The sequence below is a fragment of the Microbacterium sp. GW821-FHT01D02 genome (genome assembly GCF_059422585.1).
Window position 1 is genome coordinate 109867 of record NZ_JBWKXB010000002.1, and the last position, 18214, is coordinate 128080.

The 18214-nt window shown below is 71.6% G+C and carries 19 protein-coding genes; 12 read left to right on the plus strand and 7 right to left on the minus strand.

Going from position 1 to position 18214, the window contains the following annotated elements; genetic code table 11:
- Nucleotides 1-8: 8 nt before the first annotated feature.
- From AC07VM_RS09320 to AC07VM_RS09335, 4 genes are all read right to left on the minus strand, one after another.
- Nucleotides 9-674: an SDR family oxidoreductase gene (locus AC07VM_RS09320; protein ID WP_494910843.1), complete on the minus strand. Its 666-nt coding sequence runs from the start codon at nt 672-674 to the stop codon at nt 9-11.
- A gap of 31 nt (nt 675-705) precedes the next feature.
- Nucleotides 706-1248, minus strand: coding sequence for a hypothetical protein (locus AC07VM_RS09325; RefSeq protein ID WP_494910844.1), 543 nt, complete (start codon nt 1246-1248; stop codon nt 706-708).
- A gap of 62 nt (nt 1249-1310) precedes the next feature.
- A complete protein-coding gene (murQ, locus tag AC07VM_RS09330; protein ID WP_267417717.1) occupies nt 1311-2246 on the minus strand; it encodes an N-acetylmuramic acid 6-phosphate etherase in 936 nt (311 codons plus the stop codon).
- On the minus strand, nt 2236-3132 hold the full coding sequence (locus AC07VM_RS09335) for a BadF/BadG/BcrA/BcrD ATPase family protein (RefSeq protein ID WP_494910845.1): 897 nt from the start codon (nt 3130-3132) through the stop codon (nt 2236-2238). Before AC07VM_RS09335 ends, murQ begins: the two co-directional genes overlap by 11 nt.
- Before the next feature lie 135 nt (nt 3133-3267).
- Between AC07VM_RS09335 and AC07VM_RS09340 the strand changes: the two genes are divergently transcribed.
- Nucleotides 3268-4125: a MurR/RpiR family transcriptional regulator gene (locus AC07VM_RS09340; RefSeq protein ID WP_267417715.1), complete on the plus strand. Its 858-nt coding sequence runs from the start codon at nt 3268-3270 to the stop codon at nt 4123-4125.
- A gap of 77 nt (nt 4126-4202) precedes the next feature.
- Here the strand turns inward: AC07VM_RS09340 and AC07VM_RS09345 are convergent, their stop codons facing one another.
- Nucleotides 4203-5345: a DUF998 domain-containing protein gene (locus AC07VM_RS09345; RefSeq protein WP_494910846.1), complete on the minus strand. Its 1143-nt coding sequence runs from the start codon at nt 5343-5345 to the stop codon at nt 4203-4205.
- Nucleotides 5346-5421: 76 nt separating this feature from the next.
- On the opposite strand from AC07VM_RS09345, the gene AC07VM_RS09350 reads away from it, so the two are divergent.
- The 3 genes from AC07VM_RS09350 to AC07VM_RS09360 all read left to right on the plus strand — a co-directional run bounded on the left by AC07VM_RS09350 (nt 5422) and on the right by AC07VM_RS09360 (nt 6878).
- The gene (locus AC07VM_RS09350) at nt 5422-6072 is read left to right on the plus strand and encodes an HAD-IA family hydrolase (protein WP_267417713.1); all 651 of its coding nucleotides are present in this window, start codon (nt 5422-5424) and stop codon (nt 6070-6072) included.
- Nucleotides 6073-6144: 72 nt separating this feature from the next.
- Nucleotides 6145-6501: a YidH family protein gene (locus AC07VM_RS09355; RefSeq protein ID WP_267417712.1), complete on the plus strand. Its 357-nt coding sequence runs from the start codon at nt 6145-6147 to the stop codon at nt 6499-6501.
- A complete protein-coding gene (locus AC07VM_RS09360) occupies nt 6498-6878 on the plus strand; it encodes a DUF202 domain-containing protein (RefSeq protein WP_494910847.1) in 381 nt (126 codons plus the stop codon). The genes AC07VM_RS09355 and AC07VM_RS09360 overlap by 4 nt, the downstream gene beginning before the upstream one ends.
- Nucleotides 6879-6932: 54 nt before the next feature.
- On the opposite strand, the gene AC07VM_RS09365 is transcribed toward AC07VM_RS09360, so the two are convergent.
- Nucleotides 6933-7370, minus strand: a complete 438-nt coding sequence (locus tag AC07VM_RS09365; RefSeq protein ID WP_267417710.1) for an Lrp/AsnC family transcriptional regulator — start codon at nt 7368-7370, stop codon at nt 6933-6935.
- Nucleotides 7371-7522: 152 nt separating this feature from the next.
- Here AC07VM_RS09365 and AC07VM_RS09370 point away from each other — a divergent pair, with 152 nt between their 5' ends.
- The 8 genes from AC07VM_RS09370 to paaZ all read left to right on the plus strand — a co-directional run bounded on the left by AC07VM_RS09370 (nt 7523) and on the right by paaZ (nt 17533).
- Entirely contained in the window at nt 7523-8641 is a 1119-nt protein-coding gene (locus AC07VM_RS09370) for a thiamine pyrophosphate-dependent enzyme (RefSeq protein ID WP_494910849.1), read from the plus strand.
- A complete protein-coding gene (locus AC07VM_RS09375) occupies nt 8638-9666 on the plus strand; it encodes an alpha-ketoacid dehydrogenase subunit beta (protein WP_494910851.1) in 1029 nt (342 codons plus the stop codon). The genes AC07VM_RS09370 and AC07VM_RS09375 overlap by 4 nt, the downstream gene beginning before the upstream one ends.
- The gene (locus AC07VM_RS09380; protein WP_494910852.1) at nt 9663-11048 is read left to right on the plus strand and encodes a dihydrolipoamide acetyltransferase family protein; all 1386 of its coding nucleotides are present in this window, start codon (nt 9663-9665) and stop codon (nt 11046-11048) included. The genes AC07VM_RS09375 and AC07VM_RS09380 overlap by 4 nt, the downstream gene beginning before the upstream one ends.
- A 137-nt stretch (nt 11049-11185) precedes the next feature.
- Complete coding sequence (locus AC07VM_RS09385) at nt 11186-12505, plus strand: MFS transporter (RefSeq protein ID WP_494910854.1); 1320 nt, start codon at nt 11186-11188, stop codon at nt 12503-12505.
- A 126-nt stretch (nt 12506-12631) separates the two neighbouring features.
- On the plus strand, nt 12632-13822 hold the full coding sequence (locus tag AC07VM_RS09390; protein WP_494910855.1) for a thiolase family protein: 1191 nt from the start codon (nt 12632-12634) through the stop codon (nt 13820-13822).
- On the plus strand, nt 13822-14577 hold the full coding sequence (locus tag AC07VM_RS09395; protein ID WP_494910857.1) for an enoyl-CoA hydratase/isomerase family protein: 756 nt from the start codon (nt 13822-13824) through the stop codon (nt 14575-14577). Before AC07VM_RS09390 ends, AC07VM_RS09395 begins: the two co-directional genes overlap by 1 nt.
- Entirely contained in the window at nt 14574-15437 is an 864-nt protein-coding gene (locus AC07VM_RS09400) for a 3-hydroxyacyl-CoA dehydrogenase family protein (protein WP_494910859.1), read from the plus strand. The genes AC07VM_RS09395 and AC07VM_RS09400 overlap by 4 nt, the downstream gene beginning before the upstream one ends.
- 14 nt (nt 15438-15451) lie before the next feature.
- Nucleotides 15452-17533: a phenylacetic acid degradation bifunctional protein PaaZ gene (gene paaZ / locus AC07VM_RS09405; RefSeq protein WP_494910860.1), complete on the plus strand. Its 2082-nt coding sequence runs from the start codon at nt 15452-15454 to the stop codon at nt 17531-17533.
- Between the two features lie 18 nt (nt 17534-17551).
- Here the strand turns inward: paaZ and AC07VM_RS09410 are convergent, their stop codons facing one another.
- Nucleotides 17552-18190, minus strand: a complete 639-nt coding sequence (locus AC07VM_RS09410; RefSeq protein ID WP_267417700.1) for a TetR/AcrR family transcriptional regulator — start codon at nt 18188-18190, stop codon at nt 17552-17554.
- Between the last annotated feature and the right edge of the window lie 24 nt (nt 18191-18214).

The following is an 18214-nucleotide window of genomic DNA, read 5'->3' on the forward strand; positions in this document are numbered from 1 at the left end:
CCGTCCCCTCAGTACTGCGCCGAGAACGCGCCGTCGGACTTGAGCAGCTGACCCGAGATCCAGCGCCCCTCGTCCGAGACGAGGAACTCGACGACCGCAGCCACGTCCGCCGGCTGCCCGAGGCGCCCCAGGGGCGTCATCCCCGCCAGCCCCGTGCGCGTCTCGTCGTCCATCCACCCGGTGTCGATCGGTCCGGGGTTCAGGACGTTCGCCGAGATCCCGCGCGGTCCGAGCTCACGCGCGGCCGAGATCACCAGCCGATCGAGCGCGCCCTTCGACGCGCCGTACGGGAGGTTCCCGGTCACGTGGTCGCTGGTGAGCGCGAGGATCACTCCCCCGTCGTCGCCGACCTGCCGCGCGAACGCCGCGATCAGCAGCAGACTCGCCCGCGCGTTCACGGCGACGTGCAGGTCGAAGCTCTCGGCGGTCGTGTCGAGGATGCCGGACTCCACATCGTGCGCGTGACTGAGGATGAGCGCCGAGATCGGTCCGTGCGCGGCGTTCACCTCGGCGATGAGGGCGTCGGGCCCCTCCGACGTGGAGAGGTCGGCGAGGTGATCGGCATCGCGGACGTCGCTCGTGACGACCGTCCAGCCGGCGGCGCGGAGTCGGGGGACGATGCCCGCGGCGATGCTGTTCGCGCGCGCAGCGCCGGTGATCAGAGCGAGGGGCATCCGGCCACGCTACCGGACCCCGCGGCGGCGATCAGGTGCCGAGGCAGGTCACCGCGGTGCCGGCCGCGAGCGCCCACGACTCGATCGTCAGCAGGCGTGCGGTACGCCCGTGGTGCACGGGTTCGATGAACCAGCCCTCCACCACGTTCCACAGCACCACCGCGATCACCCCGACGACGATGAGGATCGCGAGCAGTCCGGAGAGACCGCCGTGCCCGCCGTGCGCACCCGCCGTCACGCCCGTCGCCGAGGCCGCGCCCGTCGATGCGCTCTCGAAGGAGCACACGGCCAGGAGCAGCGCGACGAGCGCCCGTCGGAAGCAGCCGGCAGCCTCCGGAGTGCCGCGCACCCCCATCGTGCCGAGCATCGCGGAGAGCAGCAGCACGGCGCCGAGCACGAGCCCCGAGAGCGGCGCGCCGTCCGTGAGCGCGGTCACCAGCATGGCCACCGCCATCACCAGCACGGTCTGGCGCCCCTGCCAGGGCACCACGCGGCCGACCGCGATCGAGGCCCCCGCCGCGACGACCGCCGCCGCGGCCATCAGCCAGGGCGCCGCCGGCACGAGATCATCCACACCCGAATCCTATTGAGCGCGGGCGGGCGCGGGGCCGTGCGCGGGCGACGAAGGACCCTGGCTCAGGCGAGGGCGGCGATCGCGTCCCGGAGGACGCCGTCCGCCGCGTCGAGGGCGGATGCCGCGGTCTGCGGTGCGGCGTCGGTCGCGAGCATCAGGAGCGCGAGCTTGACCGATCCGTCCGCCGCCCGGAGCGCGTCGGCGGCCCGGTCGATATCCACGCCCGCGAGCTGTGAGACCGTGCGGATCGAGCGCGCGTGGAGCTTCTCGTTCGTGGCGAGCAGGTCGACCATCACCCCGCGGTACGTCTTGCCGAGGTTGATCATCGAGAGCGTCGTGAGCATGTTCACGACGAGCTTCTGCGCGGTCCCCGACTTGAGCCGGGTGGACCCGGAGATGAACTCGGGCCCGGTGACGACCTCGATCGCCACCTCGGCGACGGCTCCGATCTCGGAGCCGGCGTTCGAGGCGATGGCCGCGGTGAACGCCCCCACGCTGCGCGCGTAGGCCAGTCCGCCCACCACGTACGGGGTGCGGCCGGAGGCCGAGATGCCCACCACCGTGTCGTTCTCGGAGAGCCGGAGCTCGCGGAGCGACGCGCCGGCCGCCTCCTCGTCGTCCTCCGCGTTCTCCACGGCGGAGCGGATCGCGGTCTCGCCCCCGGCGATCAGGCCGACCACCATCGACGGGTCCGTACCGAACGTGGGCGGGCACTCGCTGGCGTCGAGCACGCCGATGCGCCCTGCCGTCCCGGCACCGATGTAGATGAGGCGCCCGCCGCGACGGAACCGCTCGGTGATGCCGTCGACGACGGTGGCGATCTCGTCCGCGCGCTCGGCCACGGCCTCGGGCACACGCCTGTCCTCCGCGTTCATGCGCCGCACGAGCTCGGCCGTGCCCAGCAGGTCCAGATCGCCGCGCTCGGTCGTCGACGCCTCGGTGTCGAGGCCCTCGAGGACGGAGAGGAGAGCGGACAGGCGGGAGTCGTCATTCGGCACGGTGGACGAACCTTTCGTGGGGGAGGTCGGTGCGGCGCGCGAGCAGCAGCGCACCGTCCAGGGCGTCGCCGGCGGACGGCACGACGGTGCGTCCCGCCGCGTCGAGTGCGGAGACCAGTTCGGCACGGAACCAGTCATGATCGGTGAGGCCGCCGTGGAGCGCGACCTCGGGGGCGAGCGACGACGCGGCGACGGCGGAAGCGGTGAGCAGGCGGACGGCCTCCGCGGCGATCTCCCCCGCGACGGCGTCACCGTCCGCCGCGGCGTCCAGCACGAGCGGTGCGAGGGTTCCGAGCCGTCGGGCGATCGATCCGCCCTCCGCGACCCAGGAGACCACGTCGTCGGCGGGACGGATGCTCTCCGCCACGGTCGCCGTCAGGCGGGTCGCGGGCCCGAGTCCGACGGCGGCGCGCTGCACGGCCCTGGCGGCCTCGCGCCCGAGCCAGGACCCGCTGCCGAGGTCGCCGAGGTCGGGGCCCCAGCCGTCGATGAGGCGGATGCCGTCGGCGTCGGCGCCGAGCGCCGCCGCACCGGTTCCGGCGATGAGGAGCACGCCGGGGGCACCGCCGAGCGCACCCGCGTGGGCCGTCACGACATCGGAGGCGACGGCCACCCGCGCCCGGGTCGATGCGGCGAGCGCGCTCGCGAGCGCCTGTGCGGCGACGGGTGCGGCCCACGCCCCGGCCGCTCCTACGCCGAGCAGCGCGGGAGGCGCGTCGAGGTCGAGCAGGGGCAGGATGGCCGCGATCGCGTCGTCGACGCCGCGAGGAGTCGCGAGTCCGGGGGCACCGACTCCCGAGCGGATGAGGCGCTCGCCCTGGTCGATGAGGATGCGGCATCGGGTCTTGCCGAGGTCGACCGCCGCGGTCGTCGGGACGCTGCTCATCTCTCTCCTCGCTATGCCCTGCGGAACACTTTCGGAAAGAACTCTACATTGAATCTAAAACTAGTGAAAAGAATTTACGGAGCGTCGGCCGAACAGCCAGGACATACTGAGAATCCCACACCCCCGGAGGAGCAGATGAGCATCCAGTCGACGATCGAGGCCGCCGCCTCGACGCTGCCACCCTCACTCGCCCGTGTCGGGGCGGCGATCAGGGAGAACCCCCACGTCGTCATCGACATGACCATCAACGAGCTCGCCGAGGAATGCCACACGTCGGTGGCTTCGGTCGTGCGATTCTGCCGAGCGATCGGGTTCAGCGGATACGCCCCGCTGCGGATGGCGCTCGCGACCGAGCTCGGCAAGGAGGAGGCGCAGTTCTCGGCCCGCGGCGCCTTCGGCTCGGAGATCTCCGACGAGGACACGCTCCACGAGGCCGTCTCCAAGCTCGCCGCGCTCGAGCTGCTCGCGATCGAGGAGACCGTCGCACGACTCGACTTCACGGTGCTCGAGGCCGCGATCGACGCCGTGGACGCGGCCGACCGCATCCTGCTGTTCGGGATCGGCGCCAGCCAGTTCGTCGCGGAGGACCTCGCCCACAAGCTCCTCCGGGTGGGGCGCAACGCCCACGTGCCCTCCGACCCCCACGAGGCGATCGCGGCGACCGTGCTGCACACCGCCCCCACGGTCGCCATCGGCTTCTCCCACGCCGGATCGACGACCGAGACCGTGCGCTTCCTCCAGACCGCCCGGGCCAACGGCGCCGCGACCATCGCGGTCACCTCCGCCAAGGACTCCCCCCTGGCACGCGCCGCCGACCACGCACTGTTCACCGAGGTCCGCGAATCCACCTTCCGCGCCGGCGCGATGGTCAGCCGGATCGCCCAGCTGGCCCTGGTCGACTGCCTCTTCGTCGGCATCGCCAAGCGCCGCTTCGCCGAGACGGTCGATGCGCTGCAGCGCACACGCGAGGCCACCCGCGCCCTGCGCGACTGACACGGCGGCGCAGCACCGCCCTCCACCTCACCTGGTGGTGGCCACGCCGGCCCGTCGCACGGGCGTCGAGCGCGCCGTCAGGACGCCGCCTCCGAGACCGCGCCGTCCGCCCGTCCTTCCTCGACACCGCGTGCGGCAGACGAGGTGCCCACGGATCCCGCCGTGCGCAGGAAGACGATGATCCAGCTGAAGATCAGGACCGCCGCGATGAGCTCGACAGCGGTGAGGTTGTAGTAGCCGACCGCGAAGAACGCCGCGAGCAGGACGATGACGAGCACGTACGCCCAGCCGAACGCGACGAACACCCGCGGGATGGTGGGCAGGAACCACGGGAGTCCGACCACGACCACCGCGAACACGACGGTCATCCCCGTCGCGACGGTGTTGTGCACGAGGAAGAACTCGTCCACCGGGAAGATCCCGACGCAGGCCAGGAAGATCCCCATCAGGATCAGGCCGCCGCGCACGATGAACCGTCCGCGGCGATCGGCCGGACCTTCGGCGGGCAACCCCGCGGTCGCGTAGCGCGAGATCGTCGTGATCATGACGCCGGCGATGACCAGCGTCACGTTGAAGGCGACGGACGCGCTGTTGGTGCTCATGCCCAACGCGGACAGGTTGTCGCGCCACCAGTGCACGTCGCTGGAGGCGAGCATGCTGGCGAAGGCGCCGATCACGAGGAACACCGCGAGCACGAGCGACAGCACCATCGGCGTGAGCGCGACGGCGCTGAGGAACGAGACGTATCCGGTCAGGGCGAAGGCCACGGCCACCAGCACGGCACCGGGGAACGGGAACACCGGCGCGTCGGTGAAGCTGCGCTCGAGCAGCTCCGCGATCCCCAGCCAGCCCAGGCAAGCGATCGCCGCATGCGCGAACGCGATCGCCGCGAGGTCGTACCAGCGCAGCCGATCGCCGGGCACGCTGAAACCGTCGCGGACGGCCTGCGGATCGGGCTGCTCCGGCCGCACGGCGAGGCGTCCGAGGGTGAAGGCGATCACCGCGGTGATCGCACCGCCGTACGCGGCGAACACGCCGATGGAGCCCGGGCCGCTGATGGCCAGCTCGTGCCCCCAGAACACCGGGAGACCGATCACGAAGCCGACGACGAGGAAGCCGCCGCCCACGATCAGGGCGGTCGCCTCGAAGACCGTCTCCGCCGTCTCCGGACCGCGCACCTGCCGCAGCACCTGCATCACCCTGCTCGCGAGTGCGTTCATGGTCTTTCCTTCCCGATGCACATCCTAGAAGCCGGCCCTGCCGGTCCCCGTGCGCCGCCCGCAGTAGCCTGGAGCGGTGACCCAGACTCTCTCCGCCCGCGCCGTCCTCCTCGACATGGACGGGACCCTCGTCGACTCGACAGCGGTCGTGGAGCGGCTCTGGCTCGCGTGGGCCGAGCCGCACGGCATCGATCCGGAGACCGTGCTGCGCACCGTGCACGGCCGGCAGGGGCACCAGAGCATGGCGATCATGCTCCCGGAGCGCGACCATGCCATCAACCTCCGGGAGAACGACGTCATGCTCGCCACCGAGGCGGGCGACGTCGACGGAGTGATCGAGGTCCCCGGAGCGCGGGTACTGCTCGACGCCCTGCAGCCGTTCCCGCACGCCATCGTCACCTCCGCCAACGTCGCGCTCATGACGGCGCGGATGCGGGCCGCCGGTCTGACCGTGCCCGCGCACAGCGTCACCGCCGAAGACGTGTCGGCGTCCAAGCCCGACCCGGAGGGCTTCCTCCGGGGTGCGGAGATGCTGGGGATCGACCCCGCGGACTGCCTCGTGTTCGAGGACTCGGGCGCGGGCATCCAGGCGGGTCTCGCCGCCGGCATGCGCGTGATCGGTGTCGGACCGCATGCCGCCGCGCACCACCCGACCGCCCTGGTTTCCGACCTCTCCCAGGTGACCGTCTCCGCCACGGCCACCGGGTTCGACATCACCGTCGACTGACGCCGACTCCCCCGTCCGGCCCGGGCGACACCCGAGCCCCGTCCCCTCCGCACCCGCCGCTACGATGAGGCGATGCGACGTTTCCCCGCCTCCGTGTTCGGCATCGGCGAAGAGCCGGATCCGCGCTTCTCGCTGGCGAACGAGCGCACCTTCCTCGCCTGGACGCGCACGGGACTCGCCCTCATCGCCGGCGGTGTCGCCCTGGAGGTGCTCGGCCTGGATCTGCACCCCGGGTTCCGCCTCGCGGCGTCGCTGCTCCTCATGATCACCGGAACCGCGGTCGCCCCTCTCGCCTGGTGGGAGTGGATGCGGGCGGAACGGGCCATGCGGCAGTCCCGTCCCCTGCCCGGGGCGTTCTCCGCCGTCGTGCTCGCGGTCGTCGCGACCGTCGTGGGCCTGCTGGTCCTGGCCGGGGTGCTCTGGCGGTGACCGGTCCGGGACCGTTCGATCCGGGTCTGCAACCGGAGCGCACCGAGCTCGCCTGGCGGCGCACCGCCCTGGCGATCGCGATCGGCTCCCTGATCTCGCTGCGGATCTTCCCTCTCGTGCTGCCGTCCGCCGGCGCCGTCTGGGGACTCGCCCCGGGGGCGGTCGGGCTGGCCGCCGCGTGCGCACTCTGGTTCGCCGCGCGACGTCGCCAGCTGCGGGTCACCGCCGCGCTGCGGGCGTCGCTCCTGCCCGGACCGCCGACCGTCAGGGCACCGGGCGGCTGGATGATGCTCGCGCTGACCGCGCTCGCCACCGCCTTCGGTGCGGCGTGCATCGCGATCGTCATCGTGTCGTCCCTCGCCGGCGACGGCATCTGAGCGGGCTCCCTCGCGGGCGGCGGGATGACGTCGCCCGCCCCCGAGGGTCGGGTCTCAGTCCCGCGTGTAGTCCTCGAAGATCAGGGTCGTCCTCGTGGAGCGGATGGACGGGATCGCCTGGATGTCCTCCAGCACGATCCGACGCAGGTCCCGGGCGTCGTTCGCGCGCACCAGGAGGATCACGTCGAAGTCTCCGCCGACCAGCGCCATGTGCTCGATCTCGGGGATGGCCCGCAGCCGGTCGCTCACGGCCTGCCAGGTGGCCTGCTCGATCGCCAGCGTGACGTAAGCGCTCGCGTGATGGCCGAGCAGCACCGGGTCGGTCCGCACCGAGTAGCCGGTGATCACCCCGGCATCCGTGAGTCGCTTGATCCTCGCGTGCGCGCCCGCTCGGGAGATGTGCACCGCATCCGCTATCGCCGTCATCGAGGAACGCGCGTCGCGGCGCAGCTCCTCGAGGATCGCTCGATCCGTCTCGTCCAGCGCGATCATGTGACCCCTTCCATCGGTCCACAATTTCTGACGTTTCGCTCAAGAATGCCCCATTCAGAGCGCTTTCATCCATGAATGAGCAAATGATCTTGGATGACTGTCGCGCGCGGAGGCAAGCTGTCCCCATCGAGTTCGGCAAGGAGGGCGAACGGATGCAGCACACCGACATGCTCCCGCGAGACACCGCGGTGCGACTGATCGACGAGCACGGGACGGCCGGCCCGGATGAGCGCTACGCGCTTCCCGACACCGCGTCCCTGCTGGCCGCGTATCGCGGCCTCGTCGAGGGCCGACGGATCAACGACCAGGCCGGCGCCCTCGTGCGCCAGGGGCGCCTCGCCGTCTATCCCTCCTCGCACGGGCAGGAGGCCTGCCAGGTCGGCGCCGCGATGGTGCTCGGCGACACGGACTGGCTGTTCCCGACCTATCGCGACTCCGTCGCCGTCATCGCCCGCGGTGTCGATCCCGCCGACGCCATGGTGCTCCTCAAGGGCGACTGGCACTCCGGCTACGACGTGCGCGCCCATCGCGTCGCCCCGCAGGCGACCCCGCTCGCCACGCAGCTCCTGCATGCGGTGGGCTTCGCTCAGGCCGCGAAGCATCGCGGCGAGGACACCGTCGTGCTGGCGCTCTGCGGCGACGGCGCGACCAGCGAGGGCGACTTCCACGAGGCGATGAACTTCGCCGCCGTCTTCCACGTGCCGGTCGTGTTCTTCGTGCAGAACAACGAGTTCGCGATCTCGGTCCCGCTCTCCCGGCAGACGGCCGCCCCCTCCCTCGCCCACAAGGCCATCGGCTACGGGATGCCGGGGCAGCGCGTCGACGGGAACGATGTCGCCGCGGTGCTGGCCGTGCTGGGCGAGGCCGTGTCCCGCGCCCGCGCCGGCGGCGGTCCGTCGCTCGTCGAGGCTCACACGTATCGGATGCAGGCCCACACCAACGCCGACGACGACACCCGGTACCGCGAACGCGAGGAGGTGCAGGCGTGGATCGACCGCGACCCCCTGCTGCGTCTGCGCGCCCACCTCACGTCGACCGGCGCGCTCGACGCCGATGCCGAGGAGGGCTTCGCCGCCGGCGCCGAGGAGATCGCGACAGCCATGCGCGCCGCCCTGAACACCGATGCCGATCTCGACCCCGAAGACCTGTTCCGCTTCGTGACGGCGACCCGTTCGCCGCAGCTCGAGGAGCAGTGGCACCTGCTGCGCGACGAGATCGAGCGGTCGCGTCTCGCCGATGCGGGGACTGCTCGGGACGGAGAACACCGATGACCATCGCACAGCACGACACCCGCACGGAGAGCGAGGCGACGACCGTGACGACGATGAGCATGGCCGCCGCCCTGAACCGCGCGCTCGCCGACGCGATCGAGTCCGATCCGGACGTGGTGGTCTTCGGCGAGGACGTCGGGGCGCTCGGCGGGGTCTTCCGCATCACCGACGGCCTGACCGCGCGCTTCGGCGAGGAGCGCTGCTTCGACACCCCGCTCGCCGAATCCGGCATCGTCGGCACCGCCGTCGGCATGGCCATGAACGGCATGCGCCCGGTGATCGAGATGCAGTTCGACGCGTTCGCGCTCCCGGCGTTCGAACAGGTCGTCAGCCACGTCGCGAAGCTCGGCAACCGCACCCGCGGCGGCATGCGGATGCCGCTGGTGATCCGCATCCCGTTCGGCGGCGGCATCGGCGGGGTCGAGCACCACTGCGACTCCTCCGAGGCCTACTACGCCCACACACCCGGCCTCACGGTCGTGAGCCCCTCGACGCCGCAGGACGCCTACTCGCTGCTGCGTGCGGCGATCGCCTCCCCCGACCCGGTGATCTTCCTCGAGCCGAAGAAGCTGTACTGGGCCAAGGGCGAGGTCGACACCTCGATCACCGCCGAGCTCGGTGCGGCGCGCATCGCCCGCGACGGGACGGACGTGACGCTGCTCGCCTACGGCGCCTCGGTGCCGCTCGCACTCGAGGCCGCCGAGGTCGCCGCCGCGGAGGGTCGCAGCGTGCAGGTGGTCGACGTGCGCTCGCTCTCGCCGTTCGACGACGCCTCCGTGACGGCCGCCGTCCGGTCGACCGGACGCGCCGTGGTCATCGCCGAGGCTCCCGGTTACGCGAGTGTCGCCTCCGAGATCCAGGCCCGTGTGTTCGAGCGCTGCTTCGAGTACCTCGCCGCTCCCGTGCGCCGCGTCACCGGCTTCGACACCCCCTACGCTCCGCCGAAGCTCGAGCACTGGTACCTGCCCGACGTCGACCGCGTGCTCGACGCGATCGACACCCTGCACTGGGACGAGGACGCATGAGCACCCCGCTGACATCGCACACCGGCACGCGGGTCTTCCGGCTGCCCGACCTCGGCGAGGGACTCACGGAGGCGGGGCTCGTGCAGTGGCTCGTCGCGGTCGGGGACACGATCACGACGGACCAGCCGATCGCCGAGGTCGAGACCGCCAAGAGCGTGGTCGAGCTGCCGTCCCCGTTCGAGGGGGTCGTCACCGCACTGCACGGCACGGCCGGAGACACCATCGACGTCGGCGCGCCGGTCCTCGAGGTGAGCGCGCCCGCGACCGCCCAGCCCGAACACGAGGCCTACCGCCAGGAGGAGCGGGCCGGATCCGGCAACGTCCTCATCGGCTACGGCACCACGGCACCCGCAGCGAAGGGGCGTCGCCGTCCGCCGGCCGGCGCGGTCCGCCCCGCCGGATCCGCATCGGCAGCGACCTCGGCACCGACGCCCGCACCGGCACCCGCACCGGCACCGGCGCCGCCGTCCGCTCCCTCCGAACGCCGTCCCGTGGCCGTCCGCTCCCCGCTCGTGCGCCGCCTCGCGCGCGATCTGGGCCTCGACGTGCACACGATCGCCGCGACCGGCGCCGACGGAGCCGTCACCCGCGCCGACGTGCTGCGCGCCGCCGTCGACAGCGCCGTGGACGGCGCTGCCGCACACCACCGCGACACCCCGACGGGCGCGGGCGAGTCGGTCGACGGCCTCACGGTCCTCTCGCGCGAGCGCCTGTCGCCGTTGCGGCGCGCCGTGAGCGCGAAGCTCAGCCGCAGCCGGTCCGAGATCCCCGAGGCGACCGTCTGGGTCGACGTCGACGCGACGGCGCTGTGGGACCTCCGCGGGCAGATGGCACCCGAGGGCGGCAGGGCTCCGTCCCTCACCGCGCTCCTCGCCCGCTTCGTCCTGATCGCGCTGGAGGAGCACCCGGTGCTGGCATCACGGCTCAGCGACGACGGCGACGAGCTGATTTCGTTCGAGGGCGTCAACCTCGGCGTCGCCGCCGACACCGAGCGCGGACTCCTGGTCCCGGTCGTCCCCGGCGCGCACGCCCTCAGCGTGGACCGGCTCGACGCCGCTCTGCGTGAGCTCGCGGCGACCGCCAGGGCGGGGTCGATGCCTCCGGAGCGCCTGCGCGGTTCCACGTTCACCCTCAACAACTACGGCGGTCTGGGCGTCGACGGCTCGGCGGCGATCATCAACCACCCCGACGTCGCGATCCTCGGCATCGGCCGGATCCTCGAGCGGCCCTGGGTCGTGGACGGCGCGATCGTGGTCCGCCGGATCGTCCAGCTCTCGCTCGTCTTCGACCACCGGGTGTGCGACGGCGGGTACGCGGCCGGGTTCCTCCGCCGCGTGACCGAGCTCATCGAACACCCGCTTCGGACGTTCGGGAGGCTCTGACCGGAATACCGAACTTCTTGCGCTCCCCCGTGGTCGATGCGCTACGCTCGGCGATTAACTGACCGACCATTCGGTCATGAAAGATCGTCGGCATCTCGCCGTCACCCACCACGGAACCGCAGAACAATGGAGTTCGCATGACGTCAGCCGTCACCGCCCACACCCCGACCGGGCGGATGCCCGCCGAGGAACGTCGAGTGCTCGCGAGCACTCTCGTCGGCACCTCGATCGAGTGGTACGACTTCTTCATCTACGCCCAGGCGGCCGGCCTGGTGCTCGCACCGCTCTTCCTCGCGCCGATCGCCGAGACCAGCCCCGGGCTCGCGCAGGTGCTGTCGTTCGCCACGATCGGCATCTCGTTCCTCTTCCGCCCCCTGGGAGCGATCGTCGCCGGCCACCTCGGCGACAAGCTGGGACGCAAGAAGATGCTCGTCTTCACGCTGATCATGATGGGCCTCTCGACCTCGCTCATCGGCATCCTGCCCACGTACGCCGCGATCGGCGTCGCCGCCCCGATCCTGCTGATCCTGCTCCGCATCCTCCAGGGCTTCTCGGCGGGTGGCGAGTGGGGCGGCGCCGCCCTGATGGCCGTCGAGCACGCGCCTCGCGGCCGGCGCGGCCTGTTCGGGGCCTTCCCCCAGATCGGCGTCCCGGTGGGCATGATCCTCGCGACGTTCACGCTGTGGGTGCTGACGACCTCGATGTCGCCGGAGGCCTTCCTGGAGTGGGGCTGGCGCATCCCGTTCCTGCTGTCGATCGTCCTGATCGCCGTCGGCTACGTGATCCGGCGCGCCGTCGACGAGAGCCCGATCTTCGAGGAGCTGCGCCGGCGTCGCAAGGAGGCATCCGCACCGCTGGGTCAGCTGTTCCGCTCGAACACCAAGCAGGTCATCCTGACCGCGGTCATCTTCATCGCGAACAACGCCGCCGGATACCTGCTCATCGCCTTCTTCGCGACCTACGCCGTCACCGCGCTCGGCATGGACCGCCCGCCGGTACTGCTGGCGACGACGCTCGCCTCGTTCGGCTGGCTCATCTTCACCCTGTGGGGAGGGCATCTCTCCGACCGACTCGGCCGCATCCGCACCTTCCAGATCGGCTACGTCGCCCTCGCCCTCTGGGCCGTGCCGATGTGGTTCCTGATCGACACCGCGAACATCCTCTGGTACTTCGTCGCGCTGTTCGTGATGACCTTCGCCCTCGGCCTCTCCTACGGCCCCCAGGCCGCCCTGTACGCGGAGATGTTCCCGGCGAACGTGCGCTACTCCGGCGTCTCGATCGGCTACGCGCTCGGCGCCATCCTCGGCGGCGCGTTCGCCCCGATGATCGCCGAGACGCTGCTGAACCAGTTCCACGCGGCCTGGACCATCGGCGTCTACATCGCCGTGGCCTCGGTGATCTCCCTGATCGGCGTCTCGCTCGTGAAGGAGACCAAGGACGTGGATCTGCTGACCTGAGCTGTCGGCGGATCCGGGATCGCGGACGACGGAGGGTCTGTGCCATAATTACCATACGATCGGTCAGTAATTCCTGCTGACCGATCGTACGGACCACCCCCGAGACGACGCAGTCAGGAGATCCGCATGACCGAGGCCTACCTCGTCGGAGGCACGCGCACCCCGGTCGGACGATACGGCGGAGCCCTCGCCGGGGTCCGTCCCGACGACCTCGCCGCCCTCGTCGTGAGGGAAGCGGCGCGGCGCGCAGGCCTCGACGCCGATCGGGTCGAGATCGACGAGGTCATCCTCGGCGCGGCGAACCAGGCCGGGGAGGACAACCGCAACGTCGCCAGGATGGCGGTGCTGCTCGCAGGACTCCCCGACAGCGTGCCCGGCATCACCGTGAACCGGTTGTGCGCGTCGGGGATGTCCGCGGTGACGATGGCCGCGCAGGCGATCCGGGCCGGCGACGCCGACATCATCATCGCCGGCGGGGTCGAGTCGATGACCCGCGCGCCCTGGGTGCAGGCGAAGCCCGAGAAGGCCTGGGCCAAGCCCGGAGCCGCGTACGACACCTCGATCGGCTGGCGGTTCCCCAACCCGCGCCTGCTCGCCCGCGACAAGGCGACGTTCTCGATGCCGGAGACGGCCGAGGAGGTCGCCCGCGTCGACGGGATCACCCGCGCCGAGGCGGATGCCTTCGCGGTCCGCTCCCAGCAGCGCGCCGCGGCGGCGATCGCCGCCGGTCGCTTCGCGGGTGAGATCGTGGGCGTCCCGGTCCGGGACGGCGAGTTCCTCGTCGACGAGGGACCGCGGCCCGACACGACACTCGACGTCCTCGCACGCCTGCGTCCCGTGGTCGCCGGTGGTGAGGTCGTGACGGCCGGGAACTCGAGCGCGCTCAACGACGGCGCGTCCGCGATCGTGGTGGCGAGCGCCGAGGCCGTCGAACGCCACGGGCTGATCCCGCGGGCGAGGATCGTCGTCGGCACCAGCGCGGGGATCGCGCCCGAGATCATGGGCCTCGGTCCGGTCCCGGCGACGCAGAAGGCCCTCCGCCGGGCGGGGCTCTCGATCGACGACATCGGTGCGGTCGAGCTCAACGAGGCGTTCGCGACGCAGTCGATCGCCTGCATCCGACGCCTCGGGCTCGACGAGGCGCGCGTGAACGCCGACGGCGGGGCGATCGCCCTCGGCCACCCGCTCGGCTCGTCCGGCTCGCGCCTGCTGGTCACGCTCCTCGGGCGCATGGAGCGCGAGGACTCGCGGTACGGCCTCGCCACCATGTGCGTCGGCGTCGGTCAGGGCGCCGCGATGATCCTGGAGAAGATGTGATGCCCGCGGAGCAGCCCTCTCCGGCGCCGCTGCTCGTCCAGCGGCACGAGGACCGCGTGGTGGCGACGCTCCATCGTCCGCACAAGCGCAACGCGATCGACCAGGCGACGATCGATGCGGTCCACTCGCTCTGCGCCGAGCTCGAGGAGTCGCCGCGCACCCTGATCCTCACCGGCGCCGACGGCGTCTTCGCGGCCGGAGCCGACATCGCCGAGCTCCGCGAGCGTCGGGCGGCCGATGCGCTGCGCGGCATCAACGCCCACGCCTTCGTGCGCCTGGCCGAGTTGCCCATGCCCGTGATCGCAGCGATCGACGGATACGCTCTCGGCGGCGGCGCGGAGCTCGCCTACGCCGCCGACATCCGCATCGCCACCCCGACCCTGGCGATCGGCAATCCGGAGACCGGACTCGGCATCCTCGCCGCAGCGGGTGCCAGCTGGCGCCTCAAGGAGATCATCGGCGACGCCCGGGCGATCGAGCTGCTGCTGACCGGCCGCACGGTCCGCGCCGAGGAGGCTCTGCGCATCGGTCTGGTGTCCGCCCTGCATGAGTCGGAAGCCCTGCTGCCGGCCGCCCACGCGATCGCCGACCGCATCGCCCGGAACGACACCGCGGCGACGGTCGCGACCAAGCGCGTGTTCCGCGCTCCCCGCGACCGGCATCCCGCGGCGGATCTGGAAGCCCAGGCCGAGCTCTTCGAGAGCCCCGAGAAGTTCCGCCGCATGACCGACTTCCTGGAGCGGAGAGACCGATGAGCGAGACCGACAGCACCCCCGCACACGTCGGGGTCCTCGGCGGCGGACGGATGGGCGCCGGCATCGCGCACGCCTTCCTGCTCGCCGGATCCTCCGTGACCGTGATCGAGCGCGATGACGCCGCGGCCGCTGCCGCATCGGACCGCGTCCTCGATTCAGTGGACGCCTCGATCGACCGGGGCACCGCGCTCGAGGAGGCGACCTCCTATCGTGCGCGGTTCGCGACGGGCACGGATGTCTCGTCGTTCGCGGCGTGCGACCTCGTGATCGAGGCCGTGCCGGAGGACATCGCGCTGAAGATCGACGCCCTCACCCGCGTCGAGAAGCAGCTGGCTCTCGGCGCCGCGCTCGCGTCGAACACCTCGTCGATCTCCATCGACGAGCTCGCCGCCGTGCTCGAGAATCCCCAGCGCTTCCTCGGCATGCACTTCTTCAATCCGGTACCCGCCTCCACGCTCGTCGAGATCGTCCGCGGGGCCACGACCGGACCGGCGCTGATCGACGACGCCCGCGGATGGGTGCGCGCCCTGGGCAAGACCCCGATCGTCGTGGCGGACGCCCCCGGCTTCGCGTCCTCGCGACTCGGCGTCGCGATCGGGCTCGAGGCGATCCGGATGCTCGAGGAGGGCGTCGCCTCCGCGGAGGACATCGACGCCGCGATGACGCTGGGGTACAAGCACCCTGTGGGTCCGCTCCGACTCACCGACATCGTCGGACTCGACGTCCGACTCGGGATCGCCGAGTACCTGGCCGCGCATCTGGGCGCGCGCTTCGAACCCCCTGCACTGCTGCGACGACTCGTCGCCGAGGGCCACCTCGGCCGCAAGAGCGGACGCGGCTTCTACGAATGGGACGCCTGATGAAGGGAACCGAGATGACCGAGATCCTCCCCAGCTACCTGCAGGGCGCCTGGTGGGCGCCCTCCCCCGAGGCGGACGCGGCCGAGGTGCGAGACGCCTCGACGGGAGAGGTGGTCGCCCGGGTCTCCACGGAGGGGATCGACCTCGGCGGCGCCCTCGCCTACGCCCGCCGGGCCGGCCAGGCCTCGCTCGGCGCGCTCACCTTCCATCAGCGCGCGGTGCGCCTGAAGCAGCTCGCGCTCGCGCTCACGGAGCGCAAGGCCGAGCTCTACGAGATCTCGAGCCGCACCGGCGCGACGAAGCAGGACTCGTGGGTCGACATCGACGGCGGCATCGGCGTCCTCTTCGCCTATTCGAGCAAGGGCCGGCGGGAGCTGCCGAACGCGACCGTGTACGTGGACGGCGCGGTGGAGAACCTGTCCAAGGACGGCTCCTTCCTCGGACGCCACATCTACACCCGCCTCCCCGGCGTCGCGGTGCAGATCAACGCCTTCAACTTCCCGGTCTGGGGATCGCTCGAGAAGTTCGCCCCCGCGTTCCTCGCCGGAGTCCCGACCGTCGTGAAGCCGGCGACGCCCACGGGATACCTCGCCGAGGCGATGGTGCGCATCATGGTGGAGTCCGGCCTCCTCCCGGAGGGATCCCTGCAGCTCGTCTCGGGTGGCGTCCCCGGGCTCTTCGACGAACTGCGACTGGGCGACCTCGTGGCCTTCACCGGATCCGCGTCGACCGCCGAGCGCCTGCGCGCGCACGACGCGGTGCAGACGGGCGGCGTGCGGTTCACCAGCGAGACCGACTCCATCAACGCCTCGGTCCTCGGCACGGATGCCGTGCGCGGCACCCCGGAGTTCGACGCCTACGTCACGCAGCTCGTCACCGAGATGACGACCAAGGCCGGACAGAAGTGCACCGCGATCCGTCGGGCCATCGTGCCGGAGGCGGCCGTGGACGACGTGATCGGCGCGGTGCGGGCACGACTGTCGGAGCGCGTGGTCCTGGGCGATCCCCGAGCCGAGGGCGTCACGATGGGGCCGCTCGCCTCGACCGCCCAGCGCGACGAGGTGCTGCGTCAGGTCGCGCGTCTGCAGGAGGGCGGCGGCGAACTGGTGATCGGCTCGACCGAGGCCCCCGCGGTGCGGCACGGCGACGGCAGCGATGCGCCCGCCCCCGACGGGGCCTTCCTCTCCCCGATGCTGCTCCGATTCCCGGATGCGGAGAGTCCCGCCGTCAACGAGATCGAAGCGTTCGGCCCGGTGTCGAGCATCATCGGATACCGGTCGCTCGAAGAGGCCTCGGCGCTCGTGGCCCGTGGCGGCGGCTCGCTCGTGACCAGTGTCGCGACGCACGACCCGGCCGTCGCGACCGCTCTCGCGACCGGGATGGCCGCCTACAACGGGCGCGTGCTCTTCCTCGACCGCGACGACGCGCGCAGCTCGACCGGACACGGCTCCCCGCTCCCGAACCTCGTCCACGGCGGCCCCGGTCGCGCGGGTGGCGGCGAGGAGCTCGGCGGCATCCGTGCGGTGCTGCACCACATGCAGCGCACGGCCGTGCAGGGCTCCCCCGAGATGATGACGGCCCTGACCGGGGTCTGGCATCAGGGGGCCGCGTCCCGTCCGTACCTGGACGGCGACGGCATCCACCCGTTCCGCAAGTCACTGGCGGAGCTGCGCATCGGAGACCAGGTCGTGAGCCCCTCGCGCACCGTGACCCTCGCCGACATCGAGACCTTCGCGGCGTTCACGGGCGACACCTTCTATGCCCACATGGACGAGACCTCGGCCGCCGCGAACCCGTTCTTCCCGGGGCGAGTGGCGCACGGGTACCTGCTCGTGTCGTGGGCGGCGGGGCTCTTCGTCGACCCGGCGCCCGGCCCGGTGCTGGCGAACTCCGGTCTGGAGAACCTGCGGTTCCTGACACCGGTCTCCCCCGACGACCAGATCCGCGTCGAGCTGACCGCCAAGCTCATCACGCCGCGCGAGACCGACGAGTACGGCGAGGTGCGCTGGGATGCGGTGCTGAAGAACCAGCACGACGAGATCGTCGCGACCTACGACGTGCTCACGCTCGTGGCGAAGGAGCAGGTGGCCGCGTAGTCCGCTGCGGCGTCCCGGTCAGACGGCCGGGGCGGCCGCTGCGACGTCCGGACGTCGCAGACCGTCCAGGGCGAGCGCGACGACGTCGTCGGCGAGCCGATCGGCGCCCTCGCGTCCTCCCGGGCGATACCACTCGACGATCGAGTTGATCATGCCGAACACTAGCCGGGCGACGACGCTGGCATCGATGTCGGAGCGCAGCTCCCCCTCCGCCTGCGCCTCCTCGACGAGAGCCGTGATCCGCCGGTCGAACACGCGACGTCGCGTGAGCGCCTGGCGCTCAACCTCGGTGTTCCCGCGCACGCGCAGCAGCAGCGTCACGGCGGGGAGCTGCTCCACCAGCACCCGTACGGCTCCGCGCAGCACGTGCTCGAGGCGGTCCACCGCGCTCGCATCCGCGCTGCCGTCCGCGGGAAGAGGGTCGTCGACGACGGCCTCGAGCCCGCTCAGCGCCGCATCGAGCGCACGGTCGAGCATCTCGTCCTTCGACCCGAAGTGGTGATAGATCGCGGACTTCGACAGGCCCAGGCGCTCGGCGAGCATGCCGATGGACGTGGCGTCGTACCCGTGCTCGTTGAAGGCGGTGACGGCGACGGCGAGGATGCCCTGCTGGTCATAGCCGGGGCGGCCTCGTCGCGTGCTCTGCATCTCGGACATCACCCACAGTCTCCCATCCGACCC

Bases quoted from the DNA above. Each gene is read 5' to 3' on its own strand.
- AC07VM_RS09320 (WP_494910843.1), bottom strand. From the start codon at position 674: ATGCCCCTCGCTCTGATCACCGGCGCTGCGCGCGCGAACAGCATCGCC.
- AC07VM_RS09335 (WP_494910845.1), bottom strand. From the start codon at position 3,132: ATGAGCAGCGTCCCGACGACCGCGGCGGTCGACCTCGGCAAGACCCGA.
- AC07VM_RS09340 (WP_267417715.1), top strand. From the start codon at position 3,268: ATGAGCATCCAGTCGACGATCGAGGCCGCCGCCTCGACGCTGCCACCC.
- AC07VM_RS09345 (WP_494910846.1), bottom strand. From the start codon at position 5,345: ATGAACGCACTCGCGAGCAGGGTGATGCAGGTGCTGCGGCAGGTGCGC.
- AC07VM_RS09355 (WP_267417712.1), top strand. From the start codon at position 6,145: ATGCGACGTTTCCCCGCCTCCGTGTTCGGCATCGGCGAAGAGCCGGAT.
- AC07VM_RS09365 (WP_267417710.1), bottom strand. From the start codon at position 7,370: ATGATCGCGCTGGACGAGACGGATCGAGCGATCCTCGAGGAGCTGCGC.
- AC07VM_RS09370 (WP_494910849.1), top strand. From the start codon at position 7,523: ATGCAGCACACCGACATGCTCCCGCGAGACACCGCGGTGCGACTGATC.
- AC07VM_RS09375 (WP_494910851.1), top strand. From the start codon at position 8,638: ATGACCATCGCACAGCACGACACCCGCACGGAGAGCGAGGCGACGACC.
- AC07VM_RS09380 (WP_494910852.1), top strand. From the start codon at position 9,663: ATGAGCACCCCGCTGACATCGCACACCGGCACGCGGGTCTTCCGGCTG.
- AC07VM_RS09385 (WP_494910854.1), top strand. From the start codon at position 11,186: ATGACGTCAGCCGTCACCGCCCACACCCCGACCGGGCGGATGCCCGCC.
- AC07VM_RS09390 (WP_494910855.1), top strand. From the start codon at position 12,632: ATGACCGAGGCCTACCTCGTCGGAGGCACGCGCACCCCGGTCGGACGA.
- AC07VM_RS09395 (WP_494910857.1), top strand. From the start codon at position 13,822: ATGCCCGCGGAGCAGCCCTCTCCGGCGCCGCTGCTCGTCCAGCGGCAC.
- AC07VM_RS09400 (WP_494910859.1), top strand. From the start codon at position 14,574: ATGAGCGAGACCGACAGCACCCCCGCACACGTCGGGGTCCTCGGCGGC.
- paaZ (WP_494910860.1), top strand. From the start codon at position 15,452: ATGACCGAGATCCTCCCCAGCTACCTGCAGGGCGCCTGGTGGGCGCCC.
- AC07VM_RS09410 (WP_267417700.1), bottom strand. From the start codon at position 18,190: ATGTCCGAGATGCAGAGCACGCGACGAGGCCGCCCCGGCTATGACCAG.